Here is a 15,582-nt window from a genome sequence, read left to right as displayed (position 1 = left end):
ACTGTGTCTGCGTTACCTGTTTTTACAGTTGCCTGACACACACAAAGGACGCACGACATGAATGCACGCACCCGCCTCACCCTCGCAATGGCCATCGCCGCCGCCTTCGCCGGCAGCGCCCAGGCTGCCCAGAACACCCTGTCCGGCTGGGCTGTCATGCCCGCCAACACCTTCGCCGACGGCCCCACTTCCGGCCAGTTCGCCGGCAGCGGCGCGGGCGGCAATCCGCTGCCGCTGATCGACAAGCAGCCGGTGCAGGGCTTCTCCGGCGTGCTGGCCGGCGCCAATGGCAGCTTCCGCGTGATCACCGACAACGGCTTCGGCAGCCAGGGCAATTCGGCCGACACGCTGCTGCGCAGCTATGCACTGAACGTTGACTTCCGCACCGCGCTGGGCGGCAGCGGCACCGTGTCGGCAGCCGACTGGAACACCGGCGCTTCGCTGCCGGCTTTCAACTCGGCCAGCCGCATCACGCTGAGCGATCCGAACAACCTGCTCAGCATCAAGATCCAGGCCGACTACACGCACTACTACAACAACGCCGCCAACCCGCTGGTCGATGCCAGCATCAAGTCCGGCCGCCTGCTCACCGGCGCCGATCTGGATGTGGAATCGGTGCGTCAGGACAAGAACGGCAATCTGTGGTTCGGCGACGAATTCGGTCCCTACCTGGTCAAGACCGACGCCAATGGCGTGGTGCAGCGTCGCGAAATCGCGCTGCCGGGCGTGTTCGCGCCGCAGAACGAAGCGGTGCTGAATGGTTCGGTCAGCAGCAATCTCGGCGGCTCGGGCGGCTTCGAAGGCATGGCCATCAATGCCAGCGGCGACAAGCTCTACACCCTGCTGGAAAAGACCGTGACCGGCGACCCGGCGAAGAGCCTGCGCATCAATGAGTTCAGCATCGACAGCGAAAGCTACACCGGCCTGGACTACCTGTACCAGCTCGAGAACGAAGGCACGGCCATCGGCGACATGACCGCCATCGATGACCACCGCTTCCTGGTGATCGAGCGCAATGGCGGCACCGCCACCTCGGGCACGCCGTTCAAGAAGATCTTCATCGCCGACACCACCGGTGTGGAGGACGGCGGTTTCGTCAAGAAGACCGAACTGGTCGACCTGATGAACATCGCCGATCCGTACGACCTCAATGGCGACGGCAGCGACGTGTTCACCTTCCCCTACGTGACCATCGAGGACGTGCTCATCCTCGACGCCAACACGCTGCTGGTGATCAACGACAACAACTACCCGGGTACCGGCGGCCGCGACTTCGGTTCCGATCACACCGAGTTCCTGAAGATCACGCTGGCCAACCCGGTGCCGGAACCCGAAACCTGGGCCCTGCTGCTCGCCGGCCTGGGCCTGATCGGTTTCGCCGCCCGCCGTCGCGCCTGATCCGAGGTCTCGCTCACGCGTTCGCACCCGCTCCGCGCTGGCTTCCGGCCAGCGCGGAGCGCGCCGGAAATGCCCGAAATGCCGGAGGATGTCATGAAGAAAACCCTGCTCGCGCTGCTCGTCGCAGCCCCGCTCGGCGCCGTCGCCACCGACGCGCTGGCCACCACCTACAACACGCTCAGCGGCAGTGCGCCCATCGTGATCGGCCACCGCGGGGCGTCCGGCTATCTGCCGGAGCACACGCTGGAAGCGTATTCGCTGGCCATCGCGCAGGGCGCGAACTACATCGAACCCGATCTGGTGATGACCCGGGATGGCGTGCTGATCGCCCGTCATGAACCGCTGCTGGCACGCGTGGACCTGAATGCCGACGGCACGATCAAGCTGGTGAATGGCGCGCCGGTGATCAACCGAACCGATACCAGCACCAATGTGTGGCAACTGGACAAGTACGCCGACCGCCTCACCGTGAAGACGGTGGATGGACAGAAGGTGGCGGGCTGGTTCGCCGAGGACTTCACCGCCGCGGAAATCCGCGCCGACATCCGCACGCAGGAACGCCTGCGCGACCTGCGCACCGCGAACAACGCCTACAACGACCAGTACGTCATTCCCACGCTGCAGGAAGTGATCGACCTGGCCAAGGCCAAGAGCATCGAAACCGGCCGCACCATAGGCATCTACCCGGAAACCAAGCACCCGACCTACTTCAAGAACTTCACCGACGCCAACGGCCTGCCGCGCATGGAAGACGTGCTGGTGCAGACCCTGCACGCGAACTACGGCAATGACGCGAATGCGCCGGTCTATATCCAGTCCTTCGAAGTATCCAACCTGCAGTACATCAATTCGCAGACCGACATCCGCATCGCCCAGTTGCTCAATGGCAGCGGCCGCCCGTACGACTTCGTGGTGAGCGGCGACGGCCGCACCTATGCCCAGCTCGCCGAGCTGGACGCCGAAGGCCTGGCCTTCATCCGCGAATACGCGGACGGCATCGGCGCCAACACCAATCTGATCATTCCGCTGGTGGCCGGCGAACTGGGCACGCCGACCAGCCTGATCGATGACGCGCACAGCCTCGAGCTCGAAGTGCATGCCTGGACCTTCCGCGCGGAAAACATCTTCCTGCCGAACGAGTTCGATTCCAGCAGCAACCCGGCCGCCTTCGGCGACATGAAGGGGCAGATCCGCGTCTTCCTCGAGCTCGGCCTGGACGGCTTCTTCACCGATCACCCGGATCTGGGCGTGGCCGCGGTCGCCTCCATCCCGGAACCGGAAACCTGGGCCATGTTGCTGGCCGGCCTCGGCCTGATCGGCGCTGCCGCCCGCCGCCGCAAGAACTGAAACGGAGTACCCACCATGAACAAACTGATCCTGGCGGCCGCGCTGGCCGCACTGTCCGCCGGCACGCAGGCTGCCGATTTCTCGCTGCGCGTGATCGGCGCCACCTCGCTGCCCACCGGCACCCTGTTCCAGGGTGTGGAATTCGGCGGCATTTCCGGCATCGATCGCGCCGCCGACGGCAGCTACTGGGCGATTTCCGATGACCGCGGCGGCGAGCGCGGCACACCGCGTTTCTACAATCTGTCGCTCGATTACGACGCAAGCGGTTTCAACGGCGTCACCATCAACCGGCAGATCAACATGCAGCGGCCGGATGGCTCGACCTTCCCGGCGAACGCGCGCACGGTCGATCCGGAAGGCATACGGGTGGCCCCCAACGGCAATCTGTACTGGTCGTCCGAAGGCAACTGGAGCGCCAACCCTTCCGCCCGCTACCAGCCCTTCGTCCGCGAAATGACGACCGAAGGCGTGTTCGTGCGCGAATTCGCGACGCCGGCGATGTACGACTATGTCGACAACAGCACGACCGGCGGACGCAGCAACAAGCTGTTCGAAGCGCTCACCGTGGCGCCGGATGGCACGGTGTTCGTGGCGAACGAGGACGCGCTGATCCAGGACGGCAACATCACCACGCTGGGCAGCGGCAGCGTGGTGCGCGTGACCGCGCTCGATCCGGTGACCGGCAGCGCGCGCGGCCAGTACGCCTACGAACTGCCGCCGATTCCGGTCGATGCCGCCCCCGGCGCACCGTTCGGCCCGGACAACGGCCTGCCGGAACTGCTGGCGATTTCGGACACGCAGTTCATCGCCATCGAGCGCGCCTTCGCGTCCGGCGTGGGCAACACGATACGCATCACGCTGGCCGAAATCACCGCCGACACCACCGACGTGAGCAGCTTCGCCAGCCTGGCCGGTGCGCAGTACACCGCCATGCGTCGCGAGCTGCTGCTGGAAATGCCCATCACCTACAACGGCATCACGCTGGACAACATCGAGGCGGTGAGCTGGGGCAAGACGCTGGACAACGGTCACCGCACCCTGGTACTGGCCGCGGACAACAACTTCAGCGCTACCCAGAGCACCCAGTTCATTGCCATCGAGCTGATGCCTGTGCCCGAGCCCGAGTCCTACGCGCAGTTCCTCGCCGGCCTCGGCCTGATGACCCTGTCGCTGCGCATGCGCCGCCGCTGAACCCTGCACAAAGGATCCGTCGACATGAAGAATGCTGCACTGACTCCGATCGCCGTCGCGCTGCTCGCGCTGTCCGGCACCGCGCAGGCGGATACCGTCCGCTTCGCCACCTTCAACGCCTCGCTCAACCGCGATGTCAGCGGACAGTTGCTGAGCGATCTCGCCAACCCTGCGGCGTCGGGCGTCAGCACCACCGTGGCGCGGCGCATCCAGCAGGCGCACAACGTGGCGGAAATCATCCAGCGCGTGAATGTCGACGTGCTGCTGGTGAATGAATTCGACTTCGACCTGAATGGCACGCCCACCGCCAGCAGCCAGGCCATGGGCGCAGGCTATTCCAGCAATGCGGCGAAGCTGTTCCAGGACAACTTCCTGTCGGCCGCCCACGGCAATGCGGTGCGCGGCACGACGACGGGCATCCAGTATGCGTATCGCTACACGCCCAACACCAATACCGGTCTTGCCTCCGGCTTCGATCTGAACAACAACGGTGTGGTGGCGGGCGGCGACGATGCGTACGGTTTCGGCAATTTCGCCGGCCAGTACGGCTTCACCATCTACTCGAAGTACGAAATCGTTTCCGTGCGCAGCTTCCAGACCTTCCTGTGGAAGGACATGCCGGGCAATCTGCTCACCAGCGATCCGACCGGAAACAAGCTCACCGACTTCTATTCCCAGGAAGAGATCGACGCACTGCGCCTGTCGTCGAAGAACCATGTGGATGTGACCGTGCGCATCAACGGCCAGGACGTGCACTTCCTGACCGCGCACCCGACGCCGCCCACCTTCGACGGCGCCGAGGACCGTAACGGCAAGCGCAACCACGACGAAATCCGCTTCTGGGCCGATTACATCGCCGGCGCGGACTACATCTATGACGATCAGGGCAATACCGGCGGACTCGCCGCCGGCGCGAAATTCGTCATCGCCGGCGACTACAACGCCGACCCGCTGGATGGCGACAGCTTCAAGGGCACGATAGACGGTCAGCAGTACAACGCGATCGGCCAGTTGCTGGACAACCCGCTGATCAATACCTCGGTCACGCCGTCGTCCGAAGGTGGCACGGCGGCGGCCAGCTACCCGAGCAACAACGGTTCCGCCAACCAGAGCCATGCCGGCGACCCGGCCGAGGACACCGCCGATTTCAGCGATTCCGCACCGGGCAATCTGCGCGTGGACTACGTGCTGCCGTCGGCCAATATGGACATCGAAGGTGCCGGCGTCTTCTGGCCGGTGGCCCCCGATACCGCGACCGCGAACAACACCGGCGACCTGTACGACCTGGTCGGCAGCTTCAACAACCCGGGCCTGTATGCCGGTCTGCCCAGTTCCGATCACAAGGCGGTGTGGGTCGATGTACAGGTGGTACCGGAACCCGAGCAATACGCGCTGCTGCTGGCAGGCCTCGGCCTGATCGGCATGGCCGCGCGCCGTCGTCGCTGAACCCGTCCCCTTCCCGCTTTGCGCCCACCCGACAAACGAGGTCAGATCATGAACATGCACTCCCTGCTTGCCGCCGCCGCCCTGTCCGTCGCCAGCCTGTCCGCCCACGCCGTGAGCGTGGAGGCCCATCAGAACGCCACCGTTCAGCCGGGCGGCGTGCGCACCGGCAACAATGGCATCAATTTCTTCAATATCGAAGGCAGCGACTACGGCAGCTTTGCGTCCTATGGCGTCACCCGCTTCGACATCGCGTCGCTGAAGGCGCAGTTCGACGCGCAGTACGGCGTGAATGGCTGGGTGGTGGACAGCATCAGCCTGTCGCTCACCCAGTCCAACGCCAGCTTCACCGCCGATGGCGCGGTGGATATCTACTTCACCGGCAATGACAGCACGAGCATCACGTCGCCGAGCCCGCTGCAGTACCCGTTCTCCGGCGATTTCGCCGACGCGCAGTACATCACCGGCTACCAGTTCGTACAGGTGTCCAGCGGCACCGTCGACACCTACAGCCTGTTCAACCGCACTTCCGCGAACAGCGCCGGTGCTCAGGCCCTGGTCGCCGACATCCTGGCCGATTCGCGCATCACGCTGGCACTGGTCGAAGGCGACAGCGGCGTTGCCGCGACCTATGCCGGATACAACAACAACAGCTACGCGGGCCCCACGCTGAACATCCAGGTGTCGGCGGTACCGGAAGCACAGACCTGGATCATGGTTCTCGCAGGTCTGTCGGTCATCTCGCTGTCCCTGCGCCGTAACGTGCGCTGATCAGACTGCGCGCGTTCTCGAGTTCCCACAGGAGACCCACATGCGTATGAAATTCCTCGCGCTTGCCGTCGCAGGCGCGCTCAGCCAGGCCGCATTCGCCTGCACCCCCGGCAGCTACACCGACAACGTCATGTTCGGCACCACCAGCGCGGGCGTTCCCAACCGCGTGCTGGACGCAAGCTGCACCACCATCGATGACCAGATCGCCGATGAAAGCCCGTGGGGCAATCAGGCTGCCTTCATCGCCCATGTATCGACGGTGACCATGTCGCTGCAGAAGGCGGGCAAGATCAGCGCGCTCGAGCGCGCGCGCCTGCTCACAGCCGCGCGCACCTCGCAGATCGGTACCACGCTCAAGGTGAAGCTGATCGCGTTCAACGACTTCCATGGCTACATCAAGGCGGGCGAGGGTTCGAGCAGCAATCCGGGCGTGGCACGCTTCTCGACCCGCATCAAGGAACTGAAGGCGCAGAATCCGCTGCACGCGGTGGTGTCCGCTGGCGACATGATAGGTGCCAGCCCGCTCACGTCCGCACTGTTCAAGGACGAACCGACCATCGAAGCGATGAACCGCATCGGCATCGACTTCAATGCGGTCGGCAATCATGAGTTCGACGAAGGCAAGGATGAGCTGCTGCGCATGCAGCACGGCGGCAATCACCCGACCGACCCGTACTCCGGCCTGGGGCTGAACGAGGATCTGAAGGCCGGCGAGTTCGCCGGTGCCCGCTTCGGCTTCCTGGCGGCCAATGTGCGCGACGAACAGAGCGGCGACACGGTGCTGCCCGCCTTCGGGGTGAAGGACTTCCTCGGAAACAAGGTGGCGTTCATCGGCATGACGCTGGAAGGCACGCCGACCATCGTGTCGCCGTCGGGTGTGGCCGGTCTCACCTTCGGCGACGAAGCCGATACGGTGAACGCGCTCATCCCCAGGCTGAAGGCGCAGGGCATCGAATCGGTCGTGGTGCTGATCCATGAAGGCGGCGCAGCCTCGGGCGGCATCAATGGCTGCACCGGCGTTTCCGGCCCCATCGTCGACATCGTCAATCGCCTCGATCCGGAGGTCGACCTGGTCATTTCCGGACACACGCATCAGGCCTACAACTGCCTGATCAACAATGCCGCCGGTCAGCCGGTGCGCGTCACGTCCGCCGGTCAGTATGCGCGCAACCTGAGCGACATCGATCTCACCATCGATACCCGCACACGCGACGTCATCGCCGTAGCGGCCAACAATCTGACCACCGGCACCGGTTCGACGACGGCGGAAGATCCCGCGCTGACCGACTTGGTCGCCCATTACGACTCGCTGGCTGCAGTGCCGAAGTCGCGCGTCATCGGCAGGATCACGGCGGCGATCAGCCGCTCGCAGAATGCGGCGGGCGAATCGGCTCTCGGCGACGTGATCGCCGATGCCCAGCTCGACGCAACCAATGACGCCGGTACCGGCGAAGCGGTGGTGGCCTTCATGAATCCGGGCGGCATACGCGCCGACCTGCCGTTCAATGCGCCGAATGGCGACGTGACCTATGGCGATGCCTTCACTGTGCAGCCCTTCGGCAATTCGCTGGTCACCATGACGCTCAAGGGCGAGCAGATCAAGACCCTGCTGGAAACCCAGTTCAATGGCTGCAACGGCCAGACCGCCGAGCGCATCCTGCAGGTTTCGGTCGGCTTCAACTACAGCTACACCGCCGGCAACGCCTGCAACGCGCGCGTCACCTCGATGACGCTCAATGGCGTCGCGGTCGACCCGTCGGCCAGCTACCGCGTGACGGTGAACAGCTTCCTCGCCGACGGCGGCGACGGCTTCGCAGTGCTGAAGGAAGGCGGCAACCGCCTCGGCGGCGCGGTCGACACCGACGCCTTCGAAGCCTACCTGCAGGCCAATCCGTCCGGCGTCACGCCGGGCCCGCGCAACCGCATCACCCGCAACTGATGCCGACGCGTCTGCACAAACGAATACGGAGAACACAGATGAACATGATCAAGACCTCGCTGGCCGTCGCGCTGGCATCGCTGGGCCTGAATGCGCAGGCTGCGCATTTCCAGATCACCGGGCCGAGCACCATTGGCGGCTACACCTACGCCGAAGCATCGATCAAGCAACTGGGTACGGCGTCGACCGATGCGCAGGTCGAGGACCTGTCGTCGGACCAGGCGCTGCTGGGCATCGGCGCGCTGAACGACGGTACAAGCGAAGGCGGCGCCACCGTTTCCTATGACTGGGTACGGGAAGTCACGCTGGATGCAGCGTCCGATCCTTCCTCCGTAGGCTTCACCATCGGCGGCACTTCGGTTCTGGGTTTCGACGGGGTGCCCGGCCTGCAGGGCGTGGTCGAAGTGTCGAGCATCACGCTCAACACCACGCTGACCATTGCCTCCGACGGCGAAGCGGCTGGCAGTGCGATCCGCATGCTCATCAGCGGCACGGCGGAGTCGCTGTTCTCGGCCAGCCTGGCGGTGATAGAGCCGGACACCACTTTCAGCCTGATCGCGAGTTGGGGCGGCAAGACCGTGAGCTACACCGGCAATGGCGCCGCCGATGCATTCGACCTGAGCCTGGATACCGTGATCGGCGCCGAAATTGCGCTGTCGCTGAGCTACACCACCCGTGCTGGTTGGGTGGGTGATGCAATCGACATCCCGGCGGGCAATTCCATCGGCTTCGATGACAGCGGTCTCATGTCCGGCTCGCTGAGCCTGGCACCGGTGCCCGAACCCGAACAGTACGCGCTGCTGCTCGCCGGCCTCGGCCTGATCGGCTGCGCCGCCCGTCGCCGCGCCTGATGCACCCGCCGCGGCGGGCTCAGGCGCGCCGCGGCGATGCGGCTTCCAGCGCAAACGCAACGCAATGCGACGGGTTCGGTGTCGAAATGGCGCCGAACCCGTAACCCAGGAAGTGACAAGAGAAGAAGAATCCCGATGCACCTCATCAAGACCTCGCTGGCCCTCGCGCTGGCATCGCTGGGCCTGAATGCGCAGGCGGCGCATTTCAGCCTCGTCTCTGGCAGCGTTGCTGGATCGGCCAGCGCCTCGATCACTTATCCCAATGCGTCTTATTGGCCTTGGCATGACGGCTTCGGATTCAGCGGGACGCTGGACGATGTTTCGGGTGCAGGAACCCTGTTGGGTATCGGTGGCGGAGAGGCGTCCAGCGAAGGACGGTCCTATGCATGGAGCCACACCATGCTGCTGGATGCAGCCTCCGATCCTTCCAGGTTGGTCATTCAGGCCGGGCACAGCTTTTCGCTCGATCTGGACCATTCTTTGTCGACCAGCGGCATGGGCGGGGGCGGCAGCGCGTTCTCCCGGATGCTGGCGACGTTGCGGGTCGAGAGCGACGGTGAGGCGCATGGAAGTGCCGTCCGGGTCACATTCTCGGGCATCGCCGACTGGCTTTTCTCGTCCGCCCTTCCCTCGATACGTACGCTGCCGAACTTCTCAGTGGTCGTTCGCGGCGATGGCAACGAACTGATCGGCGACTTCTCTCTCGCAACACTCGCGGGCGACGGCTTCAGCTTTGAGAGCACCGTCGGAGCCGAACTGCATTTCGATATCAGCTACAGCTCGGGCAGTTACATTCTGGGAGACGGCATGACCGGGATTGGATTGGGCCCGGGAAATGTCGGGCCCGGGAATCTGCTTGAATCGTCGGGGCTGATAGACGGTGTGCTGACAGTCACCGCCGTGCCCGAACCCGAACAGTACGCGCTGCTGCTCGCCGGCCTCGGCCTGATCGGCTGCGCCGCCCGCCGCCGCACCTGATGCACCCGCCGCGGCGGGCTCAGGCGCGCCGCGGCGATACGCTGTCCAGCGACAGCCCGGCGAGCCGGGCGAAGTGCAGAAGACCGTCCACGGTGCCGTCCGGAAACGCCGGACGGCTCGCGGCGCGGTCGATGTAGAGCACGCCCACGACCTGCCCCTGCGCCTGTATCGGCACCATGATCTGATGACGCTCGCCGAGCGCGGCGCGCAACCTCGCCACCGAGGGCACGCCCGGAGCCGGCACGTAATTCGCCGCAATATGGATGATGCGGCCGCGGTCCGCCAGTTCGGTCAATGCGTCGCGCGGCGCGCCGGCCAGCAGGAAATTGAAATGACGCATCAGCGCCTGCGCGGTCGCGCCATGCGTCGCGCGCGCGGTGATCTGCACCCGGTTGGCCGGAATCAGCGCGAGCACCGCGCGGTCCGCGCCCAGCGTGCGGCCGGCCCCCTCCAGCGCCAGGTCCAGCACGGCCGTGCTGGCCGCGCGCTCGCTGATCCGCGCCACCATGCGGCGCGCCACGTCCAGTTGTTCAAGTGGTGAAGGTTGCTGCAGTTCGCCCGGATCCGGTTCGCTCTCGACGTCCTGGCGGGTCGGCAACGGAATGCGTGCCGCGGCCTCGTCGCAGCCGTAGGACGCGGCGATCTGCGCCGCTTCGCGCGCATTGGCGGCGACCACCGGCGCCAGTTCCGCCGCGTCCTGTTTCATGACGCGGCCGTAGTCGCGCAATGCCAGGCGCGCCTGTTCACTGTCCCATCCCGCCTCGGCCGCCAGCGCGAGCCGATAGCCGGACACCACCAGCGCCTCGCGACTGTCCAGCTTCACATTGTCATTGCATGACTGGACCACCAGCGGCGGCAGCGCCCATTCGCGCGCCAGCACCTGGGTGAGCGTGCGCAGGCGGAATCCCAGCAGTTCGGCTTCGAGCTGTTCGGCCGGCCGCGGACTGCTGCGCAAGGCCCGGTCCAGCCGCTGGCCCACCTCGCCGGAAAAGCACCAGAATGCCATCTCGCCGATGTGCGACAGCAAGGTCGCGATGAACACCTCTTCCGGCGAACCGTCGCCACGGCCGCTCGCCGCCTGGCGTGCATGCACCGCGCCGTGGAAGCAGCGCGCCATTTCCGCGGCCACGCGCTCGCGCACGCCACCGGCGAGAAAGGCATCGATCAGCGCGACCGATACCGCGATGTCGCGTACGGTGTTGAAACCGAGCACGACGATGGCGCGCGAAATGGTGCTGATGCGCGAACCATCGCCGCGGAAGAATACGGAATTGGCCATGCGCAGCACACGCGTGGTCATGCCGGCGTCGCGCAGGATGATGCGGCCGAGGGCGGATGCGGGGCTGGCGTCGTTGTCGGCGACCTCGCCGATGGCGGCAAGCGTGGCGCCGAAGATGGGCATGTCCTGCGAACGCAGGCGATCCACCCACACCTCGAGCGGATCGGAAGCCATGTCGGTCTGGACACTCATGTGACGGGGCAGTGCAGGAAAATGGGCTTCATAGCCCGGCTATCGGCCCGCACACGCCAAATCTTGAGTGCAGGCCCGCGCTGACTGTCAGCGCAGTCCGGGGTTCGTGGGAGCGGGCTTGCCCGCGATGCAGCCTTGAACGAAGCCCGCGCCATGCCAATGCCCCATCGCGGCCAGAGGCCGCTCCCACGACAGCTCTCCCCGATCGCGAACGGAGCCAGGGTGTTGCACCCACCAAAGCCCGCGCTGACTGTCAGCGCAGTCCGGGCTTCGTGGGAGCGGGCTTGCCCGCGATGCGGCCAGGAACGAAGCCCGCGCCATGCCGATGCCCCATCGCGGCCAGAGGCCGCTCCCACGACAACCCTCCCCGATCAAGAACGGAGCCAGGGTGTTGCACCCACCAAAGCCCGCGCTGACTGTCAGCGCAGCCCGGGTTTCGTGGGAGCGGGCTTGCCAGCGATGCGGCCTGGAACGAAGCCCGCGCCATGCCGATGCTGCAGAGCGGTCAGCGGCCGCTCCTACCGGGCGCACCCTGACCTGGACTGGAGCGGGGCCGATCTACTTGACCAGCAGCACCGGGCGATTGGAATGGTGCAGCACGCCGCTGGCGACCGAGCCGATGGCAAAGCTGGCGAGGGCGCCGTGGCCGCGGCGGCCCAGCACGATCATTTCGCAGTCATGCTGTTCGGCGTAGCGGGCGATGGTTTCGGCGGGCGGACCGACATGCAGGTGCAGGATGGGTTCGAACTGCGCGGCACGCAGGGTTTCGAGCGCGCTGCGAACCGCATCTTCGCCTTCTTCGCGGTAGTAGTCGTTCAGCGCTTCGCGGCTCACATGATGCTGCAGCAGACCGCCGGGAACGGGCGCATGCACGAACAGCAGGTGGACTTCCGGGCGGCTGGTCATCTGCGCCGCGAGGCGCAGTACTTCAGTGGTGGCGCGCAGGCCGTGTTCGGAGCCATCGACGGCGAGCAGGATACGCATGGTCGTCTCAATCGTTGTTATCAGGGATGTTCAAGTATGGCAGATGAGGCCATTCCACAGGCCGTCGCCCAGCGTCGAGGCGCGAGCCAGGCCGGCGAGGCCAAAGGCGAGCACCATGAGACCGGCGATGCGGCGAACCGCCGGGTGGCGGGTCAGGGTGCGCAGGCGGGTCAGCAGCATACCGGCCAGCAGCAGATTGGGCAGCGTGCCCAGACCGAAAACGAACATGATGAGCGCGCCGCTGGAGGGTGTGCCGGACAGCAGTGCCAGACTGAGCATGCTGTAGACCAGCCCGCATGGCAGGAAGCCCCAGAACAGTCCGACACCGAGCGCCTGGCCCGGCGTGCGCGCCGGCAGGAAGCGCGTGGCCAGCGGCTGGATGCGCGCCCACAGCGGGCGGCCCATCGCTTCGACCGGCGCCAGGAAACGGGTGTAGCCGGCCAGATAGAAGCCGAGCGCCACCATGAGCAGGTTCGCCAATATATATAGCGTGGTCTGCACCGGCAGCGCGCCGCCCGCCAGCAGACCGACGCCGCCCACCCCGCCCGCCACCGCACCGGCCAGCGAATAGCTGGCGATGCGGCCGGTGCTGTAGGCGGTATGCATCCACAGCGCCGGAAGCTGGCCACGCCAGCCGGTGCGCCGCGGAGCGGGCACGCCAGCGGATATCGCCGACACGATGCCGCCGCACATGCCGGCGCAGTGCACGCCACCGAGCAGGCCGACCAGGAAGACTGCTGCAAGTCCGAGATTCATGGAGCGAATTGTGCCGCGCCAGGGTGCGGCCGTCCAAACAAACTGCCGGGCGGACGGCCTGCCGGACCGATCACACGACCTTGGAGTAGCGCACGGTTTCGCTGTCCAGCCGCAGATAGCGGTCGAACACCATGCAGATGGCCCGCACCAGCAGCCGGCCGCGCGGCGTGATGGCGATCCAGTCCGGCTCCACGCGCAGCAGGCCGGCGTCCTCGAGCTCCTGCAGTTCTTCCAGCTCGGTCGCGAAATACTGTTTGAAATCGATGGGATAGGTGCTTTCTATCGCCTCGATCGACAGTTCGAAATGGCACATGAGGGCGCCGATCACAGCCGCCCGTACGCTGTCGTCCGGCGTCATGTCGAGACCGCGCATCACCGGCAGTTCGCCGTCGTCCAGCGCCTGGGTCCAGCTTTCAAGCGTGCGGTGGTTCTGTGCGAAGCTGGCGCCCACCCGCGAAATCGCCGACACGCCCAACCCGATGAGGTCGCAGCCGGCGTGCGTGGAATAGCCCTGGAAATTGCGTTGCAACCGGCCATGACGCTGCGCCTGCGCCAGTTCGTCGTCGGGGCGGGCGAAGTGGTCCATGCCGACGTGCACATAGCCCGCCTGGTGCAGGCGGTCGATCGCCAGCCGCAGCAACTGCGGACGGACCTCGGACCCGGGCAGCATGGATTCGTCGATGCGGCGCTGCGGCATGAACTGCTTCGGCAGATGGGCGTAGTGATAGATGGCCACCCGGTCCGGCGCCAGCCGTACCAGTGTGTCCAGCGTGGCGCCGAAGCTGTCCGGCGTCTGGCCGGGCAGGCCATAGATGAGATCGATGCCGGTGGATACGAAGCCGTTGTCGCGCGCGGCGCGCAGCACCACCTCCGTCTCTTCCACGCTCTGGATGCGGTTGACCGCGCGCTGCACCACCGGATCGAAATCCTGAACGCCGACGCTGATGCGGTTGAAACCGAGCGAACCGAGATGGGCGATGCGCGCGGCGGTGACGCCACGCGGATCCATTTCGATCGAGCACTGTGCCGAGTCGAGAAAACGGAAATGTCGGCGCAGACCTTCGATCACGCGCGTCATCTGTTCGTCGTTCAGGAAGGTGGGCGTGCCGCCGCCCAGATGAAGCTGGGCGATATCGCGGCTGCCGGACAGCAGCGCCGCCTTCATCGCCATTTCGCGCAGCAGGTTGTCGACATAGATGTCGGCGCGCGCGTGGTCCTTGGTGATGATCTTGTTACAGGCGCAGTAGTAGCAGATGGTGTCGCAGAACGGAACGTGGATGTAGATCGACAGCGGCCCGGCACTGGGTGTGCGCGACCCCAGGCGCGACGCGTGCGCCCGCGCATCATGCGAAAAATTGAACCGGTCGGCGGTGGGATAGGAGGTGTAACGCGGCCCCGGCACGTCGAATCGACGCATCAGCAGCGGGTCGAACACCAGTTCCTTTGCGACATTCATGATTGATGGCACACTTTGCGGTGTTCCCATCATGCAAGCGCGCCCGGACACGCGCATTGATCGCCATCAATGAATAGCGTACCCATACCCATCACACCGCAGGGACTGCAGATCGCCTGCTCCGCCTGTAATCTGCGCGAGCTGTGCATGCCGGTCGGCCTGTCCGATGACGAGCTCGAACGCGTCGATTCGTTGATCGGCACGCGGCGCAAGGTGCCCCGCGGCATGCCGCTCTACCTGTCGGGCGAGTCCTTCACCTCGCTTTTTGCCATCCGCACCGGCTTCTTCAAGACCGAAGTGGTATCCGAGGACGGCCGGGAACAGGTGACCGGTTTCCAGATGGCGGGCGAACTGATGGGCCTGGACGGCATAGGCACCGGCCAGCACAACTGCGATGCGCGCGCGCTGGAGGACAGCGAGGTGTGCGTCATACCGTTCAATCGCCTGTCCGAACTTTCGCGCGAGATTGATACGCTGCAACATCACTTCCACAAGGTGATGAGCCGTGAAATCGTGCGCGATCAGGCGGTCATGATGCTGCTGGGCACCATGCGCGCGGAAGAGCGACTGGCCGCCTTCCTGGTGAACCTGTCGCAGCGCTTCTCGTCGCGCGGATATTCGGCCACCGAATTCAATCTGCGCATGACGCGCGAGGAAATCGGCTCCTACCTCGGCCTGAAGCTGGAAACCGTGAGCCGCGGTCTGTCGCGCATGCAGGACGAAGGACTGCTCACGGTGAGCAACAAGAACATCCGCATCCACAAGCTGGACGAGCTCAAGCGCGCAATGAGCCCGCGCTGCTGACCAGCGCACGGCCGGCATGCGCCGCATCGCGGCCAGAGGCCGCTCCCACAACAGCTCGCTCAGACCACCATCGGAGCCGGGGTTTGGGGGGAGCGGGCTTGCCCGCGATGCAGCTTCGAACGAAGCCCGCAGCGCGCATAAGCCCCGTCGCGGCCAGAGGCCGCTCCCACAAGAACTCGCTCAAACCGCCATC

The 15,582-nt window shown here is 65.5% G+C and carries 13 protein-coding genes; 9 read left to right on the top strand and 4 right to left on the bottom strand.

The window, feature by feature from the left end; translation table 11 throughout:
- The first annotated feature begins 57 nt into the window (after window positions 1-57).
- From A3Q7_RS0100440 to A3Q7_RS0100405, 8 genes are all read left to right on the top strand, one after another.
- Window positions 58-1,398, top strand: coding sequence for an esterase-like activity of phytase family protein (locus A3Q7_RS0100440; RefSeq protein ID WP_018409868.1), 1,341 nt, complete (start codon window positions 58-60; stop codon window positions 1,396-1,398).
- Between the two features lie 93 nt (window positions 1,399-1,491).
- Window positions 1,492-2,745 (top strand): glycerophosphodiester phosphodiesterase family protein, encoded by a 1,254-nt coding sequence (locus tag A3Q7_RS20990; protein ID WP_026224321.1) that lies wholly within the window; start codon window positions 1,492-1,494, stop codon window positions 2,743-2,745.
- A 15-nt stretch (window positions 2,746-2,760) separates the two neighbouring features.
- Window positions 2,761-3,936 (top strand): esterase-like activity of phytase family protein, encoded by a 1,176-nt coding sequence (locus tag A3Q7_RS0100430; RefSeq protein ID WP_018409866.1) that lies wholly within the window; start codon window positions 2,761-2,763, stop codon window positions 3,934-3,936.
- A gap of 24 nt (window positions 3,937-3,960) precedes the next feature.
- Window positions 3,961-5,382, top strand: a complete 1,422-nt coding sequence (locus A3Q7_RS0100425) for an endonuclease/exonuclease/phosphatase family protein (RefSeq protein WP_018409865.1) — start codon at window positions 3,961-3,963, stop codon at window positions 5,380-5,382.
- A gap of 48 nt (window positions 5,383-5,430) precedes the next feature.
- Complete coding sequence (locus tag A3Q7_RS0100420) at window positions 5,431-6,150, top strand: hypothetical protein (RefSeq protein WP_018409864.1); 720 nt, start codon at window positions 5,431-5,433, stop codon at window positions 6,148-6,150.
- Window positions 6,151-6,190: 40 nt separating this feature from the next.
- Window positions 6,191-8,089 (top strand): bifunctional metallophosphatase/5'-nucleotidase, encoded by a 1,899-nt coding sequence (locus A3Q7_RS0100415; RefSeq protein WP_026224320.1) that lies wholly within the window; start codon window positions 6,191-6,193, stop codon window positions 8,087-8,089.
- Between the two features lie 38 nt (window positions 8,090-8,127).
- Window positions 8,128-8,940, top strand: a complete 813-nt coding sequence (locus A3Q7_RS0100410) for a PEP-CTERM sorting domain-containing protein (protein ID WP_018409862.1) — start codon at window positions 8,128-8,130, stop codon at window positions 8,938-8,940.
- Window positions 8,941-9,075: 135 nt separating this feature from the next.
- Window positions 9,076-9,918, top strand: coding sequence for a PEP-CTERM sorting domain-containing protein (locus A3Q7_RS0100405; RefSeq protein ID WP_018409861.1), 843 nt, complete (start codon window positions 9,076-9,078; stop codon window positions 9,916-9,918).
- Window positions 9,919-9,937: 19 nt separating this feature from the next.
- On the opposite strand, the gene A3Q7_RS0100400 is transcribed toward A3Q7_RS0100405, so the two are convergent.
- The 4 genes from A3Q7_RS0100400 to hemN form a co-directional block, all read right to left on the bottom strand.
- Window positions 9,938-11,389: an HDOD domain-containing protein gene (locus A3Q7_RS0100400; protein ID WP_018409860.1), complete on the bottom strand. Its 1,452-nt coding sequence runs from the start codon at window positions 11,387-11,389 to the stop codon at window positions 9,938-9,940.
- A 558-nt stretch (window positions 11,390-11,947) separates the two neighbouring features.
- Window positions 11,948-12,373 carry a universal stress protein gene (locus tag A3Q7_RS0100395; protein ID WP_018409859.1) on the bottom strand — a complete coding sequence of 142 codons (426 nt, stop codon included), beginning with the start codon at window positions 12,371-12,373 and terminating at the stop codon, window positions 11,948-11,950.
- A gap of 30 nt (window positions 12,374-12,403) precedes the next feature.
- Window positions 12,404-13,129, bottom strand: a complete 726-nt coding sequence (locus A3Q7_RS0100390) for a sulfite exporter TauE/SafE family protein (RefSeq protein WP_018409858.1) — start codon at window positions 13,127-13,129, stop codon at window positions 12,404-12,406.
- A 70-nt stretch (window positions 13,130-13,199) separates the two neighbouring features.
- Window positions 13,200-14,585, bottom strand: coding sequence for an oxygen-independent coproporphyrinogen III oxidase (hemN, locus tag A3Q7_RS0100385; protein WP_018409857.1), 1,386 nt, complete (start codon window positions 14,583-14,585; stop codon window positions 13,200-13,202).
- Window positions 14,586-14,654: 69 nt separating this feature from the next.
- Between hemN and fnr the strand changes: the two genes are divergently transcribed.
- A complete protein-coding gene (gene fnr, locus A3Q7_RS0100380; protein WP_018409856.1) occupies window positions 14,655-15,389 on the top strand; it encodes a fumarate/nitrate reduction transcriptional regulator Fnr in 735 nt (244 codons plus the stop codon).
- Window positions 15,390-15,582 lie beyond the last annotated feature (193 nt).

The sequence above is a fragment of the Methyloversatilis thermotolerans genome (genome assembly GCF_000372885.1).
Taxonomy (GTDB): domain Bacteria; phylum Pseudomonadota; class Gammaproteobacteria; order Burkholderiales; family Rhodocyclaceae; genus Methyloversatilis; species Methyloversatilis thermotolerans.
Note: the sequence above shows the minus strand (reverse complement) of the source record. Positions and strands in the feature narration are given on the sequence as shown.

Excerpts from the sequence above, each read along its gene's own strand:
- fnr (WP_018409856.1), top strand. The coding sequence starts at position 14,655 with ATGAATAGCGTACCCATACCCATCACACCGCAGGGACTGCAGATCGCC.
- A3Q7_RS0100420 (WP_018409864.1), top strand. The coding sequence starts at position 5,431 with ATGAACATGCACTCCCTGCTTGCCGCCGCCGCCCTGTCCGTCGCCAGC.
- A3Q7_RS20990 (WP_026224321.1), top strand. The coding sequence starts at position 1,492 with ATGAAGAAAACCCTGCTCGCGCTGCTCGTCGCAGCCCCGCTCGGCGCC.
- A3Q7_RS0100405 (WP_018409861.1), top strand. The coding sequence starts at position 9,076 with ATGCACCTCATCAAGACCTCGCTGGCCCTCGCGCTGGCATCGCTGGGC.
- A3Q7_RS0100425 (WP_018409865.1), top strand. The coding sequence starts at position 3,961 with ATGAAGAATGCTGCACTGACTCCGATCGCCGTCGCGCTGCTCGCGCTG.
- A3Q7_RS0100410 (WP_018409862.1), top strand. The coding sequence starts at position 8,128 with ATGAACATGATCAAGACCTCGCTGGCCGTCGCGCTGGCATCGCTGGGC.
- A3Q7_RS0100430 (WP_018409866.1), top strand. The coding sequence starts at position 2,761 with ATGAACAAACTGATCCTGGCGGCCGCGCTGGCCGCACTGTCCGCCGGC.
- A3Q7_RS0100440 (WP_018409868.1), top strand. The coding sequence starts at position 58 with ATGAATGCACGCACCCGCCTCACCCTCGCAATGGCCATCGCCGCCGCC.
- A3Q7_RS0100400 (WP_018409860.1), bottom strand. The coding sequence starts at position 11,389 with ATGAGTGTCCAGACCGACATGGCTTCCGATCCGCTCGAGGTGTGGGTG.
- hemN (WP_018409857.1), bottom strand. The coding sequence starts at position 14,585 with ATGAATGTCGCAAAGGAACTGGTGTTCGACCCGCTGCTGATGCGTCGA.
- A3Q7_RS0100415 (WP_026224320.1), top strand. The coding sequence starts at position 6,191 with ATGCGTATGAAATTCCTCGCGCTTGCCGTCGCAGGCGCGCTCAGCCAG.
- A3Q7_RS0100395 (WP_018409859.1), bottom strand. The coding sequence starts at position 12,373 with ATGCGTATCCTGCTCGCCGTCGATGGCTCCGAACACGGCCTGCGCGCC.
- A3Q7_RS0100390 (WP_018409858.1), bottom strand. The coding sequence starts at position 13,129 with ATGAATCTCGGACTTGCAGCAGTCTTCCTGGTCGGCCTGCTCGGTGGC.